At 62.5% G+C, this 14,121-nt stretch carries 15 protein-coding genes; 2 read left to right on the top strand and 13 right to left on the bottom strand.

The window, feature by feature from the left end; all coding sequences use genetic code 11:
• Window positions 1-138: 138 nt before the first annotated feature.
• The 7 genes from B3H65_RS07285 to B3H65_RS07255 form a co-directional block, all read right to left on the bottom strand.
• Window positions 139-804 carry a methionine ABC transporter permease gene (locus B3H65_RS07285; protein WP_009141464.1) on the bottom strand — a complete coding sequence of 222 codons (666 nt, stop codon included), beginning with the start codon at window positions 802-804 and terminating at the stop codon, window positions 139-141.
• Window positions 797-1,693 (bottom strand): methionine ABC transporter ATP-binding protein, encoded by an 897-nt coding sequence (locus tag B3H65_RS07280; protein ID WP_009141463.1) that lies wholly within the window; start codon window positions 1,691-1,693, stop codon window positions 797-799. The genes B3H65_RS07285 and B3H65_RS07280 overlap by 8 nt, the downstream gene beginning before the upstream one ends.
• Window positions 1,694-2,112: 419 nt before the next feature.
• Window positions 2,113-2,661 carry an Asp23/Gls24 family envelope stress response protein gene (locus B3H65_RS07275; RefSeq protein ID WP_286684722.1) on the bottom strand — a complete coding sequence of 183 codons (549 nt, stop codon included), beginning with the start codon at window positions 2,659-2,661 and terminating at the stop codon, window positions 2,113-2,115.
• A gap of 99 nt (window positions 2,662-2,760) precedes the next feature.
• Window positions 2,761-3,135 (bottom strand): DUF2273 domain-containing protein, encoded by a 375-nt coding sequence (locus B3H65_RS07270; RefSeq protein WP_286684721.1) that lies wholly within the window; start codon window positions 3,133-3,135, stop codon window positions 2,761-2,763.
• Between the two features lie 2 nt (window positions 3,136-3,137).
• On the bottom strand, window positions 3,138-3,671 hold the full coding sequence (gene amaP / locus B3H65_RS07265; RefSeq protein ID WP_286684720.1) for an alkaline shock response membrane anchor protein AmaP: 534 nt from the start codon (window positions 3,669-3,671) through the stop codon (window positions 3,138-3,140).
• A gap of 263 nt (window positions 3,672-3,934) precedes the next feature.
• Window positions 3,935-4,741, bottom strand: a complete 807-nt coding sequence (locus tag B3H65_RS07260; RefSeq protein ID WP_286684719.1) for a YebC/PmpR family DNA-binding transcriptional regulator — start codon at window positions 4,739-4,741, stop codon at window positions 3,935-3,937.
• Between the two features lie 219 nt (window positions 4,742-4,960).
• Entirely contained in the window at window positions 4,961-7,141 is a 2,181-nt protein-coding gene (locus B3H65_RS07255) for a DUF6020 family protein (protein ID WP_286684718.1), read from the bottom strand.
• A gap of 273 nt (window positions 7,142-7,414) precedes the next feature.
• Here B3H65_RS07255 and B3H65_RS07250 point away from each other — a divergent pair, with 273 nt between their 5' ends.
• Window positions 7,415-8,449 carry an ABC transporter substrate-binding protein gene (locus B3H65_RS07250; protein ID WP_270479771.1) on the top strand — a complete coding sequence of 345 codons (1,035 nt, stop codon included), beginning with the start codon at window positions 7,415-7,417 and terminating at the stop codon, window positions 8,447-8,449.
• 197 nt (window positions 8,450-8,646) lie between these two features.
• Here B3H65_RS07250 and B3H65_RS07245 read toward each other — a convergent pair whose 3' ends face one another.
• The 5 genes from B3H65_RS07245 to B3H65_RS07225 all read right to left on the bottom strand — a co-directional run bounded on the left by B3H65_RS07245 (window position 8,647) and on the right by B3H65_RS07225 (window position 11,627).
• On the bottom strand, window positions 8,647-9,360 hold the full coding sequence (locus B3H65_RS07245; RefSeq protein WP_286684717.1) for an ABC transporter permease: 714 nt from the start codon (window positions 9,358-9,360) through the stop codon (window positions 8,647-8,649).
• A gap of 83 nt (window positions 9,361-9,443) precedes the next feature.
• Window positions 9,444-10,268 carry a prolipoprotein diacylglyceryl transferase gene (lgt, locus tag B3H65_RS07240; RefSeq protein WP_286684716.1) on the bottom strand — a complete coding sequence of 275 codons (825 nt, stop codon included), beginning with the start codon at window positions 10,266-10,268 and terminating at the stop codon, window positions 9,444-9,446.
• A 53-nt stretch (window positions 10,269-10,321) separates the two neighbouring features.
• Window positions 10,322-10,723 (bottom strand): hypothetical protein, encoded by a 402-nt coding sequence (locus tag B3H65_RS07235; RefSeq protein ID WP_286684715.1) that lies wholly within the window; start codon window positions 10,721-10,723, stop codon window positions 10,322-10,324.
• Complete coding sequence (gene dcd, locus B3H65_RS07230) at window positions 10,716-11,291, bottom strand: dCTP deaminase (protein WP_009141453.1); 576 nt, start codon at window positions 11,289-11,291, stop codon at window positions 10,716-10,718. Before dcd ends, B3H65_RS07235 begins: the two co-directional genes overlap by 8 nt.
• 60 nt (window positions 11,292-11,351) lie before the next feature.
• Window positions 11,352-11,627, bottom strand: coding sequence for a NifU family protein (locus B3H65_RS07225; RefSeq protein WP_009141452.1), 276 nt, complete (start codon window positions 11,625-11,627; stop codon window positions 11,352-11,354).
• A gap of 238 nt (window positions 11,628-11,865) precedes the next feature.
• Here B3H65_RS07225 and B3H65_RS07220 point away from each other — a divergent pair, with 238 nt between their 5' ends.
• Window positions 11,866-13,062 carry a DUF389 domain-containing protein gene (locus B3H65_RS07220; RefSeq protein WP_286684714.1) on the top strand — a complete coding sequence of 399 codons (1,197 nt, stop codon included), beginning with the start codon at window positions 11,866-11,868 and terminating at the stop codon, window positions 13,060-13,062.
• Window positions 13,063-13,473: 411 nt separating this feature from the next.
• On the opposite strand, the gene B3H65_RS07215 is transcribed toward B3H65_RS07220, so the two are convergent.
• On the bottom strand, window positions 13,474-13,890 hold the full coding sequence (locus B3H65_RS07215) for a YbaK/EbsC family protein (protein WP_286684757.1): 417 nt from the start codon (window positions 13,888-13,890) through the stop codon (window positions 13,474-13,476).
• Window positions 13,891-14,121 lie beyond the last annotated feature (231 nt).

Below are 14,121 nucleotides of genomic sequence, written 5' to 3'. Positions count from 1 at the left end.
CGGTGCGAAATGCGCCTTAGATGCGTGATTCAGAAGAAATCTTATAGAACAGGTAGAAGCCGCATGCCCGCGCGACCCTTCAAAAGAAGCGCGATTTATGCCAAACCAGCAGGCATGCCCGCTTACGTGCAGTCCAATCTAGCGATGGTCCACCTTGCGTGCGATGAAATTGCACACGGTCTGGATAAGCTGGACGAGAATGATCAGCAACACCACCGTGACGATCATGACCTCGTTCTCGTAGCGGTAGTAACCGTAGCGGATAGCGATATCGCCAAGTCCACCCGCACCCACGGCGCCGGCGATGGCGGTGTAGCCCAGCACGGCGATCAAAGTGACCGCGACTCCGCGCACAATGGAGGGCAGCGCCTCAGGAAGGAGGGCGGAGAAGACGATGCGCGGCACGGACGCCCCGCATGCCTCGGCGGCCTCTACGGCGTCATGCGAAACCTCGGCCAAAGACTGCTCGATCATGCGGGCGACAAAGGGAGCTGTGGCGACCACCAAGGGCGGAATAACGCCGCGAACGCCGGTGGAGACGCCCACAATCGCCGCAGTCCACGGCATAAGCGCGATAAGCAGAATGATAAACGGCAGCGAGCGGCCAATATTGACCACCCAGCCCAAGACCGCGTTAAGAACGGGCATGGGACGCAGGCCGCTCGCAGCGGTTAGATGCAGCACCACGCCCAATGCGGTCCCAAAAACATAGGCGATAGCGGTCGAGACAAAGACCATCACCAGGGTGTCGAGGGTACCTTGGGCGAGCAATCCGGAGAAGTTGGCCAGAAATTCGTTAAGCATCCCAGTCCACCTTTCCAAGCAAAACGCGCGTAGCCTCGGCAGCGGGCTCGGCAAAGACGCGAGCGACCTCGCCGGTCTCCACCACGCGGCCGGAGTCCAACACGGCTACGTTCTTGCAGATCTTTTGGACAACGTCCATAGAGTGGGTGATGACCACCAAGGTGACGCCGGTCTCTTGGTTGATGTCCCTCAGAAGTTTCAAGATGGTATTGGTACTCTTGGGATCCAGCGCAGAGGTGGCTTCATCGCAGAGAATGACTTCCGGCTCGCAGGCAAGGGCGCGGGCAATGGCGACGCGCTGCTGCTGGCCGCCGGAAAGCTGGCTGGGATAAGAATGTGCCTTCTCAGCAAGACCAACGCGATCAAGCAGCTCCAGGGCGTGGACACGGTTTGCCTCCGTCACCTTGCCGTTTGCCGCGAGATACGGGAAGCACACGTTATCGATTACCGTCTTCTGGGCAAGCAGGCCAAAGTTCTGGAAAATCATGGCGACGCGGCGGCGATACGCACGCAGCGCGCTTCCGGCAAGGTCGGTGACATCCTGCCCGTCGACCACAATGCGACCGGACGTGGGGCGTTCCAGCAAGTTGATGGTGCGCACCAAGGTGGACTTGCCCGCGCCGCTCATACCGATGATGCCGAAGATGTCGCCGTCGGCGATCTCGATGTTGATATCGTCCAGCGCATACACCACGCCGTCGCGCACCGCGGGACGCAGGGCATCGGCGACCTCGGCTGCAGCCTGGGACACTGCCGCCCCCGCAAGGACGGCATTGCCGCTCACGGATGCCGCGTAGCTGGTGTCGATGCCCGCAGACTTACCGCGAGCCCTGCGCGCGGCCTTTTTAGGAACGTCATAGGTTTTGGAAACATGTTGAATGCTGATCACGAGTGAAACTCCGCTCGATGATTGGTTGTATGAGAAGGCGGACCGTCTCCCGCCGGAGACGGCCTAATCGAGGCGCCCGGTCTCCCCACGCCGGCTATCGCGCGGCATGGCAAAGTGCCCGGGCGAGGGCATCTCCATGACCATCATCATCGTGATATGTTCAGCGTAAGTAATCATGCGGACGAGAATAGCACGGTAGCATTTGCAGACGCAACCCCTAGCGGCACTGTTACCGATTCGTGAACGTCGCAAGCAACGGCGCGGGGCGCTTGCGCCGGCAGCGGGGCACGCCCGTCCGCCCTCCCCGCTCGCATAAGAAAGCCCGAGCCAGGAGACCCGGGCAAAAATGACAGATAGAACCGCGCTTCCGCAAAGCGGATAGAGATGCACGGCTTCCAATGGGAGCCACCAGACCAGACTTAGTCTTCGTCGTCCGCTTTGAGATTGTCGATCAGGTGCTTCTGGCGCTCCGCGTACTCCTCCGGCGTCACCACGTCGTCGATGCGCAGGTTGATGCCCGCGACTTCGAGGCCGGTCATCGCGGCCAGGCGCTCGGTCACGCGGGCCTTCACGTCGTCGAAGATATCCGGGGCGTAGGCGCCGTACTCGATGATGACGGAAATGTTCACCACAACGCGGTTATCGTCCGTAACCTCAACGGTTACGCCCTTGGTGAGGTTCTCCGCACCAAACTGCTCCTGCACAAAGTGCATCAGGTTGCCCTTCATGCCCAGCACATGCGGCACCTCGCGCGTCGCCAGCGCTACAATCTTCTCGATTACGCCGTTGGAATAGGTCAGCGAATCATCCGTATCGAGCTCGTCCTCTTCGACCTCCACCTCGGCATCGCCCTCGGCCTCAACGGTATCATCCTCATTGAGCTTGGCCGCGAAATCCTGGGCGGGCGTCTGCTCCGTGGAGACCTCGCTTGCCCCATCGGCCATCTCTATAACTTCCTTCTCCGCCATGATGCCTATCCCCTTTCAAGCTTGATCAAGCCTCAAAATCTTGCCTTGCGAGCATGGTTTGCGTGCCGTGGACTCCGGTGCCGCCAACGTGCGTCGCCGCTAGCGCCTACCGCCAAACAAACGGTTGAAGAAGCGGTAGATGCCGCCGTCGCCGTCGCGTACCTGGCCCATCGCCGCACCGACGCCAACAAAGATCGCGATGACGATGGTATCCCACAGGCCCAGCCACAAGATCAACACAGCGAGCACCAAGCCAATGCATCCGTACAGCACGGTATGCGGGTGCGCGTCGGCATAGCGCCAGGCGCGACGGCCCACCCCGGTGAAAAATCCAATGGTCGCATCCTGAAAACTCTTGGACGAGACATGGTCCCCGGCTTCACGCTCGGCTGCGCGCTCATCCGCATGCGCCCGCTCGGGCTCCTGCTCAATCACGGCGCGAGGGCCGCGACCGGTACTCTTGCTATCGCTCACCGTTAAACCTCCCTGGTCACGGTAGTGGTCTTACTGGGAAGAAAGCGCACGCGCACCGATGCCGCGGGCGTTCCCAACATGGTTTCAAGCGCCGCCTCAACGCGCTGGCGCATGCGCTGGGCCACATCGTCCAAACCCGTCTCCGTCAAGGCGATGGCATCGATGGCCACGCGGACGCCGGAGGAGTCCCTCCCCGTAATGCGGCCGTGCACCTCCTCGACCAGCACATCCTCCTCGCGCGCGGCGGCGCGCGCCACGGACTCGATGGCGGTCAACGTCACCTGAACCTCCCCCGCGGCATCGATGCGCACGCAATCGGGCTCAGGGCGCTCAATAATCACGCGCAACAGCACCCACAGAGCCTGCAGCGCGCAGATAACCAGGCATACGGCCAGCACGATGCGAAAGGCGGGCTTATCAAGCAACGCCTCCACACGGCCGGTTGCGGGGCCAAACAGCGAAGCGGCGAAGGTGCCCAGCGCGACAACGCAGGAAAGCAGGTACACCACGGCGCAGAGCTTTTTAAACCTACCCATACCGCCTCCCCTCATATGGACGAGTAGAACTATCGAATGCGCGTTGCGGACAAAGACCGGCACCGCGCGCAGATTAGTACCTTGTACCCCGCTATGCCGTGGACGATGCATCCACATGTCGGCGCACCACAGGCGGGCACGCGCTGCGGTGAGCACGGGGCGCGGGTACAAAAAACGATTATAAAACGAGCCGGACCCGACGCGTTGGCGGGCCCGGCTCGCAGGCAGTCTTCTTAATGAAACCCTAAGGGTCTAAAAAGTTCCTACTCCTCCTCGAGGGCGGCGATGACCTCGTCGGTCATGTCCATGGTGGAGTACACGTCCTGGACGTCGTCGAGCTCCTCGAGACGGTCGATCAGGCGCTGGACCTTCTTGGCGTCGGTGCCGGAAACGGCGGTGGGGGTGGTGGGAACCATGGTGAGCTCGGCACCCTTGACCTCGATGCCCTGGGCCTCGATGGCCTTGGAAACGGCCATCAGGTCGCCAGCGGCGGTCCAGACAACCCACTCCTCGCCGGCGTCCTCGTAATCGTCGCCGCCGGCCTCGGCGATAGCCATCATGAACTCTTCCTCATCGCCCGCGGCGCCGTTGGCCATCATGGTTTCCTTCTTGGCGTTGGGATCGAGGATCTCCTTGGAGACCACAACCTGGCCCTTGCGCTCAAACTGGAAGGCGACGGAACCGGTGGTGCCCAGGTTGCCGCCAGCGTGGGAGAACGCGGAGCGGACGTCGGCAGCGGTGCGGTTGCGGTTGTCGGTCAGGCACTCGACGTACACGGCGACACCTGCGGGGCCATAGCCCTCGTACACGATGCTCTCGTACACGGCGGCATCGGCACCCGAGCCAAAAGCCTTGTCGATAGCGGCCTTGATCTTGTCCTTGGGCATGGACTGAGCCTTGGCCTTGGCGACGGCGGCGGCCAGGGAGGCGTTGTTGTCGGGGTTGGGGTCGTTACCAAGGCGGGCGGCAACGGTGATGTTACGGCTCAGCTTGGAGAACAGGGCGGAACGCTTGGCGTCCTGTGCGCCCTTACGATGCTTGGTTGTTGCCCATTTAGAGTGTCCGGACATGCGAGACTCCTATCGAATATGCGCTCGGTCGCTCGGTCGCGGCGGATCGGTGACCCTGTAGAAACAGACGCTGGAAATGATATACCGAATGCGCGAGCTGCGAAAGCATGAATTTTATAGTCACCGCGCGGTAACACGCAATACTCACGGGGCGACGTCGCCGCCAATACGCCGCAAGAGACGTCGAAAGCCCCTTGTGACGACCCTCCCTTTCCACGCCTACCTCGCTCGCCACAGACGCCGCGGCCAGGCAAGCGCCACGGACAAGGCGAAGGGCAGAGACAGGATGGCTGGATAGAGATAGCGCATGTAGGTGGAGCCATTGCACGGGCCAACGAGGCAGACCGCCAGCACGCCAAACAACGGCACCATCATCGCCAGCGAACGCCACTGTCCGCTTCTCAGCAGGTAGACGCCCACGGCGATAAGCAACCACGTATACGATGCCGAGCTCATGGTAAGCGACACCAACGGCACGCGCTGTATTGCCACGCGGTACAGGTTCACCGCATGCCCGCAGGCTTCTACCAGCGAGTTTTCAACCGGGTGAAAATCAAAGTAGGCGCGGTTCTCTTCCCTGGCCATAATCTTGGCGCCCTCGATTGTGCTGTAGAACCATACATCGCTCTCGCTGGGATAAAAGTAGCCGTAATAGTTGTTCACCACCGCAGAGATGTAGCTCTCTGGATCGCGTAGGAACATCTTGGCCCACACCGCAAAATACGCCGCCAGGTCCTGCGTGGTCGCATCCTCGTTGAAGCCGTTCTTGACCGCATCTGATTTGTCGGGGTCGTAGCGCGAGGCCAGGGAGTCGTACCCCAGCACGCGGTCGATTGCCCGGCGCTCCTCCTCGCTCACCAACCCATCGTCGACGCCGCCCTCGATGCCGGCGTTGGCGCCATCGTGCTTCTGCACAAACCGCGCGGTCTGCTGAAATGGGATGGAGAGCATCTCGCGGCGGCTACCCGGGGTGATGTCGAGCGCCGGCATGACCACACGCGCAAAAGCCATGTTGAGGACAAGGACAAGCGCCGCTACCCCAACGATGGCGATCCAACGGCGGCGCGGCGCCCGCGTGCCCCGCGCGTCCCGCGCTGCGAATATGGCGGCCAGCCCACACGCGGCCAGTGGAAACACCAAGCCTCCGTTGCGCAAAAACGTACACCCAATCGAAGAGATGACCAGTAGCGCCCAGTCGCGGGGGCGCATGGTCACGCCATGACCTGTTCCCGCAGCCAGCAGCGACGCCGTCTGCACCACCAGCACCGCCAAAGCGTCCGCAAAGAGGACGTCTTTGGTGATGAGCACCGCATAATTTGAGAACAGGGGCATGAGCGCAAAAAACAGCAGCGACGCCGCGCGGGGCGCAAGCCCGCAGCCAAACCGACGCAGCGAGCACACCAGGTAGGCGACCGTCGCCGCCGTGATGAAGAACTGCAAGGCGGTGTAGATAAGCAGGCCCGCGTTCTCGTCCCCAAAAACCTGCATGCCTAGCTGCACGCAGCCGCCAACCAGCGCCGTGTGCGCCACCGGGTGGTGGCCGTTGAGCAGCACGTTGGGATTGATGAGGTTAAGGTAGTCGCTGGTGCCGTTAGGCAGATTGAACCACTGGCGAATCTGGGCGCCGGTATCCCCCATAAAAATGCCCGGCATCGCCGCGATAAAGGAGGGCGACCACGCCAGCGCGATGAGCGCCAACGGAACGAGGAACGGCCGGCGATCCAGCGCGGCGTGCGCCGCGCGCCAGGCAACGCCAAAGCGCGACTCGCTAAACGCCGGGCGCTGGGTACCCAACCAATCCAGGCAGTCGTAGAACAAGTAGAAGCCCGTATGCCCCAGCACTGCGCAGCCGGCTCCCATGATGACGGCCTTGATCGCCTGCGAGATGCCGCCCGCCACCAGCGCGGCGCTATCCGTGAGGTCATAGCTCATACCAAAGACCGTGCACAGGGCAAACGCCGCCGCCGGAAGCACAACCGATGGCCTAAGCGAATCGCCCTTTCCAAACAGTACGTAGCGTATAGGGAGCACCAACAGCAGGGCCAGCGCCAACAGCACGATCGCGTCGCTGTGCCCAGCAAAGGAAAGAAGCACCTCGTAGCAGATGTAAAGCGCACCGGTGGCAGTGGGGTCGAGCTTGGTGATTGTCTTGTAGGACACGGGCGCAAGGTCGATGGAGAGCGCCGCCGTCGCGAGCAAGCCCAGCAAGAAGGCGATCGCGCTTTGCCACAGGGGATAGTGCCTGAACCACAGCAGGCGTATGGCGTCTTTGCGGGCCGTTCCCGCAGCGGGCGAAACAGGGGCAGGCGCGGACTCCCCCGCCAGGTTGCCGGGGCCCGCGGATTTCATGGGCGCCAAGGCGCTTTCATCGTCCACATTCGTTATACTCTCTTGCGCCATATGGCCCCCTACCGTACGCGGTCGCCCCGCGGCGTCGCACGCAGGGGCCCGCGCAAAACCCAAGGGCACCGCCTGCGCGCTAAGACGCTCCGCCAGAACTCGTCCAAAAACTCGACCAAGCGAGCCCGTTGCAAAAACCAATGGCTCATTGTAACGAAAGCTCACAAACGGACTTGCGGCGGCATCTATACTGCCCGTGCTCGACGCGCAAGCGACACATACATCGACTGGCGCGACGAGTGATACGCAACCACGACACAGGAGGCGATCGCTATGACCGTACAACCCACCAACCCCTGCCCCACGCGCCGCGGCTTTCTTGCCGGCGCCGGCGCGCTGGGAGCCATGATGCTCGCAGGATGCACCAACAAGGGAGCCGTATCGGGATCTGCCGCGGGCTCCGGCGCGGGCACCGGGGCCAACGCGCGGACCGTGCGCATGGGCACCATGATGACCGAGGACTTCCTTCCCGGCTGGGTTGCCGCGAAGGAGCAGATGTTCCCCGCAAGCGTCAACGTGGAGGTCACCGAGTTCCAAAGCGCTCAGGAGCTTTCCGCCGCCGTGACCGCCGGTGAAATCGACATGGCCATGACCGACCCGCAGGTCTCCGCCTCGCTCACCGCGGGCGGCACGCCGGTGCGCATGCGCTGGATCGCCCTTGGCGCCACGCCCCAACAGGGCATCTTCGGCATCATGGTAGGTCCGGACTCCGCCATAAAGACCGCCGATCAGCTACGCGGCGCCTCCATTGGCGTGGGCTCAAATACCGTGCCCGAGTACGTGATGGACAAGCTCCTGGAAATCCAGGGCATTGGCGAGGGCGACTTCACCAAAGAGGAAATCAAGAAGATGCCCGTTCGCTTTGAGATGATGACATCTGGCAAGGTGGACGCCGCGGCGCTGCCCAACAGCCTTTTGGAACTGGGCAAGATCAACGGGTGCACCGTTATCATGAACGACGCCCAGGACTCCGACGGCCAAAACCTCTCCCAGTCCGTTGTGGTGGTCCGCGAGGCGTTTGAGGACGAGGAGGGCGGCCGCGATGCCGTGGCCGATGTGGCCCGCGGCTGGGACCTTGCTGCCCAGGCCATCAATAGCGACCCGGAGAGCTACCGCGACCTGCTTATTGAGAAGACCAACCTGGCCGACCCCCTCAAGAAGACCTACCCCATCGCGGAGTACCCCGCGAGCGCCAAGCCCACCTGCGACATGATCCAGCCGCAGCTGGATTGGATGCTCGCGCGCGGCTACCTTAAAAACGCCCTGTTCTTTGACGAGCAGACCGGCGAATTTGGACCGGTAAAGTAGCCTGCCGCCAGGCACCCATCCCTTGAGACGGACATTTGGACGTTTTACCGATGGCTAACCCCAGTAATAAACGTCCATTTGCCCGCCTCGGGAAATACCCGCTGCCTTGCTGCGGTCATCAAGGCGACAAAAGGGGGCTTTTCAGCAACCCCACGGCCTTAAGCAGAGGCCGCCCGCGCATAACCGCGCGACACGCGCTAGGCGCGCCGCCATGGAGTGAGCAGGCGTTCCACCAGGGCAAGCACCTCGTAGATTCCCACGCCCAGCACCGCCATGCCAATCATGCCGGCAAACATCCGCGGGTAGTCCACCATCGACCATGCATCCACAATGAAATAGCCCAACCCAGTCGAACCAGCGATGGACTCGGCCAAAAAGAGAATCGCCACCGCGGTACCAGAGCCAACGCGAAGCGCCGTGAACAGCTCGGGCAGCACCGCCGGAACCACCACGTGAAGGCAGGTCACCACGCGGCCGGCACCCAGGCTCCGCGCCGCCAGGATCGACTCGCGCGGAACGCACGCCGCGGCGTCTCGCACGCTCACCAGCACCTGGAAGAACACCGTGACGGACATCAGGGCGATCTTGGCTGCATCGCCCAGCCCCAACAGCACCAAGAACACCGGCAGCAAGACCACCTTGGGAATGGGGTACAGCACGTGCAGCGCCGGAGACACCGCCGCATCGAGGCGCGGGGATCTCCCCAGGGCCAAGCCCGCGGGCACCGCCAGCACCGACGCGATGCCAAGCGACGCGAGCACTCTATACAGGCTCACCGCAAACGCGGGGGCCAGATCGGGAACATATTCGCGAAACACCGCCACCGTCGCCCCCGGGGTTGGTAGCGCCGGACTTGAAATCACCACGGCAGCCAGGTGCCACAGCCCCAGCAGCACGGCAATCGAAACCAAATACGCCCCCGCGTGTGCGAGGGCGCTACAAAACGTCTTTTTCCTCATAGGCCTTTCCACTTGCTCGCTTACCCCGCTGCCCGCTAGTCCTCGTCCAAAAACGCATGCTGTGGACGAGAAGCCTTGTATGCATAGAACAACAAGGCGGCACCGATCACAATCAAGGGCAGGCTCAGCAGCTGGCCCATGGTGATGAAGCCGCCAAAGAGATAACCAAGCTGTGCATCGGGCACGCGAACGAACTCGATAAGGAAGCGGACAACGCCATAGCCCAGCACAAACGTGCCTATAAAGGCGCCCTGCGGCGGCAGCTTCTTCTTGCGGCTCATGGAGTACAGGATCACAAAAAGGACGATGCCCTCTAGAAACGCCTCGTAAAGCTGGGAGGGATGACGGGGGATCTCGCCGGCCGACCCGCCAAAGACCACGCCCCAAGGCAGGTCCGTGGGCTTGCCCCACAGCTCTCCGTTCACAAAGTTGGCGCAGCGGCCCAGCGCCAGCGCCAGCGGCACGCCTATGATGGCGAGGTCGGCAATGGTCCAGGCAGACAACTTGAGCATGCGGCACACGATGTAGCCCCCTACCAAGCCCCCTACCAAGCCCCCGTGGAAGCTCATGCCGCCCTGGTTGGTCGCGAAAATCTCAAGCGGGTGGGTGAAGTAGTACCCGTCGCCGTAAAAGATGACGTAGAACAGCCTGCCGCCAATGATGAGGCCAAAGACCGCACCCGTTACCAGCATCCAGACATCATCCACGGTGAGGCCCATGTTCCAGCGGCGCTGCACGCGATACATAACGAAACCGGCGAGAATGGAGCCCACCACGTAGGCGATGCCGTACCAGTAGATGGTGATGGGGCCCGCTGAAAACGCGACGGGATCGAGCATGTGATAGAGGTCGTTGAGCAAAATGGCTCCCTTTCTCTTATAGGTCGCCCCGCGCGGGAACGGGCGCCGGCACGCTAGCGGGCAGATGCCCGCGGACCGTTTTTAATAAAGTGCAGGCAGTGGCGGCACTGCTCCTTAATGGTGGCCATGCGGTCCACGGTTGGATCGGTAAGGTCCTCCAACGTGACCGCGTCTTTGTGCCACGGGCGCTGGCAGCGCGTAAAGGCGCAGGTAGCAGGGCACGGCATATAGCGGTCCTTTTCATTGTGCGGGCACTCGTCCTGCATAAAACCGGAAAAACCGTACAGGCCCGCGCAGCCGCGCACTTCCCAGCAGCGCACCACGCCGTCCTCGCCGCGAGGATCCTCGACCACCACGTCGCGGCCGCCGGGCATGGGCGCGCCGCCCGGTGCCGGCATACAAGACGCGCCCCGCGCCGGCATGGGCGACTGGGGCGCGGGGATCTCGCTAGCCACGGGCGACTCCGGGCCTGGTGAGCGGGCTGCCTGCGGTGGCTCCCACCTGGCCCTGGTAATGGCTGCCCAAGCCGGGGGCGCCGTAGGGCACATCGACCGGGGAGCTCATGCGCTCGAAGCTGATCTGGCCGATGCGCATGCCGGGGCGAAGCAGGATGGGCAGGTTCGCCACGTTGGAAAGCTCCAGCGTGATCTGGCCGTTCCAGCCCGGATCGATGTAGCCGGCGGTGGAGTGGATCATCAGGCCCAGGCGACCCAAAGAGCTCTTGCCCTCAAGCTTGCCCAGCACGTCATCCGGAACGCAGATGCGCTCCAGCGTGGTGCCCAAAACAAACTGACCGGGGTGCAGCACAAAGGCGTCCCCGTCGGAAACAATGATCTGCTCGGTAAGATCGGGCTGGTGCAGCTCGGGGTCGATCGCCACGTGGTCGGAGTTGCGGAACACGCGGAAATCATTGCCAAGGCGCACGTCGATCGAAGCGGGCTGGATCAGCTCGGCGCAGAACGGGTCGAGGACGATGCGCCCCTTCTCGATCTCGATCTTGATGTCGTGGTCAGAGAGAACCATAGCGGACCTCCATCAACCCCGCGCGCGGCACGGGGCAAAACGCTTTGAAACGGCAATCGCCTAGAACGGCGCGTACTCGTCGTACATATCTGCAGCGGGACCGTTGTTGACGGCCTCAACGCGGGTCACGCCGGGGACGTGCTCCTTGAGGATGCGCTCCACGCCCATGGAGAGCGTCAGCTGGCTCATGGGGCAGCCGGCGCAGGCGCCCTGCAGCTCAAGGGAAACAACGCCATCATCGTCCACGCCCACGTAGGCCATGTCGCCGCCGTCAGCCTGCAGGTTGGGGCGGATCTGCTCAAGAACTTCAAGCAAAAGCTGTTCATTTACTGCCATGGGGCAGTCCTTTCAACGAGCGCGCGTCGGATAAGGTGGCGCACGCGTCTCATATTGGCTTCCACGGGTTGTACCCGCGCAAACGTACACTATACCATGTTGGCGCAAGGCGTATGTGCCCAGTGCGTTGACAGGTGCGGCGCAAGGGGCAAGAATGCGATGAGATGCCCCCGCCCCGCGGCGGTTGCGGCGATCGTGATGATGGGGACGAGGACTACCAACACGGCAGGTGGACACTATGGCGGACCAACGCAGCAGCCAGCACAACAATCGGCGCGAAGACCATCACGGCGAGCGCGTCGGCCGTTCCGCCGCCATAGACCTGCAAAAATACATCGACCGCCATCGCCGGCGCCACGGCGAAAGACCCGCGCTGCAGCGGATTTGGCGCAGCGTCGCCACCTTTTTCAAGCACACCTTCAATATTCGCGAGGGACGCGCGCCCTACCATGTGATTCGCAAACGCTTTGTCAACGGGGCGCGACTCAACGGCAACCACCTGTGCATCCTCATCGTCGCCATGGTCATCGCGTGCATTGGCCTGGATACCAACTCGGACATCGCTATCGTGGGCGCCATGCTCATCTGCCCCCTCATGGGATCGGTGCTCGCCATCGCATACGCCGCGGCGACGCTTGACCGCACCCTGGCGCGCGACGCCGCGGCGGGGCTCATCGTCCAGATGGTTTTCTGCCTCATCACCTCGACGCTCTACTTCAATCTCTCCCCCGTCGCCGGCATGACGCAGGCCATGGCGGACAACTCGAGCCCCACGGTATGGGACCTCATCCTGGCGCTGGTAGGCGGTTTTGCGGGAGGCCTGGGCAACTCGCGCGACCAGGAGCCCGCCACGCTCATCTCGGGCGTCGCCGTGGCCACCGCGCTGATGCCGCCGCTGTGCGCCGCGGGCTACGGCATCGCCGCCATGAACCTGGGGCTCTCGCTGAGCGCGCTGTACGAATTTGGCATCAACGTGGTCTTTATCGCGCTATCCGCCATGCTCGTGCTGTTGCTGCTGGGCACCCCGCTTAAACGCGACCTCAACGACGATGGGGTGGTAACCGCGCAGGAAGACGCCGATGCGCGCTCGCGTGCCCACACCGTACGGTGGCGCATCCTCATTGGCACCGCCATCTTCGCCATTCCCTGCATCATCCTCACGTCGAACATGGTGAGAGCGGCAGACGACCCCGCGCCTGATTCCTACGGCGCCGCCGAGACCGCGCGCGAGCTGGCCGTGGTCTGCCCAGGGTTTAAGGAGTACACGGTTGGGTTGCAAGCCGCCCCCGCTTCTAACGGCACTTCTATGGACGAAGAGCTGGTGGCGCGCGTTGTCACGGACGAGGAGCTCGATAGCGAGGACCGAACCATGGCGGAAGAGCTCATCCGCCTGGACGCGAAGGACCTGGACCGCGTGGAGTTCAGCGTGGGGTAGGTCCGCACCACATTTTCCAAGGTCGCCAGGACCGCGAGGGCAGCTAGGGCGCACAACGGCACCCGCCCGCTTTTAGCATCCCAGCTCCGCGTACTGATTCCACGAGCTAATACGCCGTCTTTTCAACCGCGCCCGGTCGGGATGGCAGCTGAGGGCCACGAGGTGGGTATTTTTCTCTATGCAGAGTGCCTTTGGCGCTTCTGGCACCCGCTAAAGCGCTCACCAAGTCCATGCCGACCGACCAAAGAAGCCTTGAATCACCCTTTGGTGCCGTTCAATGCGTTTTCGGAGCGTTGCTTACCCACCTCGCCGCCCTCAGCTGCCATCCCTAACAAGGGCGGCTTGCTCGATGTTGGCGATCTGTATAAAGCGTGAATAGAGTAGGTTCAATTCCTGCGAGAATCGCATGCTCTATACAGTACGAAAAACAGCAGCCGCAAGGAGTCTTCGCGACAGCTCGACGATGCGCACCTCGTTGCCATGGTTCTCGACAACGTGCGCAAGATCTGCCGTCTGCATCCAGACGGTGGCGGTGTTGTCGCTGGGGTGAACGCCGATGATGCCGTCGACAAGGTCGGCGTCCAGAAAGAGCGCCATCTTCCACTCCTCGTCATTGAGAAGGCCCAGGGGCATCACGGGACCTGGCTCGAGCCCCATAATGGACCCAAGGTCGTCGGCGGACGCAAACGAGAGCGGGCGCGTACCGCACCTCCGCCTGAACTCCTTAAGGTCGACGCGTCTGTCGCCCATGAGCGTTATGAGGTAGTAGGCGCGCTTCTCGTCGTCGCGCACAAAGAAGTTCTTGGCGTCGCAGTCGGGGTACGGCAGCTCGACCGCCTAGAGCTCCGTCATGCTGTAGACCGCCGCGCGCTCGGTCGCCTCGTAAGAGACGCCGTGCGCGTCGAGGCAGTCGCAGGTCTGTCGCTTGTCCATCATCACGCTCCGCCCCTCTTGTGCATTACCGCTTCGCCATCATCATCGATTGGCTCCGCGCCAACAATAGCGACATGACTATCCAGATTAAAACGGACAAAATATCCCTATGCCGACATCACAGTC

The organism is Collinsella sp. UBA1693 (assembly GCF_002320115.1).
Lineage (GTDB): Bacteria > Actinomycetota > Coriobacteriia > Coriobacteriales > Coriobacteriaceae > Collinsella > Collinsella tanakaei.
Note: the sequence above shows the minus strand (reverse complement) of the source record. Positions and strands in the feature narration are given on the sequence as shown.

Coding starts and splice junctions, on each gene's coding strand:
- B3H65_RS07225 (WP_009141452.1), bottom strand. CDS start 11,627: ATGGCAGTAAATGAACAGCTTTTGCTTGAAGTTCTTGAGCAGATCCGC.
- B3H65_RS07250 (WP_270479771.1), top strand. CDS start 7,415: ATGACCGTACAACCCACCAACCCCTGCCCCACGCGCCGCGGCTTTCTT.
- B3H65_RS07285 (WP_009141464.1), bottom strand. CDS start 804: ATGCTTAACGAATTTCTGGCCAACTTCTCCGGATTGCTCGCCCAAGGT.
- B3H65_RS07260 (WP_286684719.1), bottom strand. CDS start 4,741: ATGTCCGGACACTCTAAATGGGCAACAACCAAGCATCGTAAGGGCGCA.
- B3H65_RS07275 (WP_286684722.1), bottom strand. CDS start 2,661: ATGGCGGAGAAGGAAGTTATAGAGATGGCCGATGGGGCAAGCGAGGTC.
- amaP (WP_286684720.1), bottom strand. CDS start 3,671: ATGGGTAGGTTTAAAAAGCTCTGCGCCGTGGTGTACCTGCTTTCCTGC.
- dcd (WP_009141453.1), bottom strand. CDS start 11,291: ATGGTTCTCTCTGACCACGACATCAAGATCGAGATCGAGAAGGGGCGC.
- B3H65_RS07255 (WP_286684718.1), bottom strand. CDS start 7,141: ATGGCGCAAGAGAGTATAACGAATGTGGACGATGAAAGCGCCTTGGCG.
- B3H65_RS07220 (WP_286684714.1), top strand. CDS start 11,866: ATGGCGGACCAACGCAGCAGCCAGCACAACAATCGGCGCGAAGACCAT.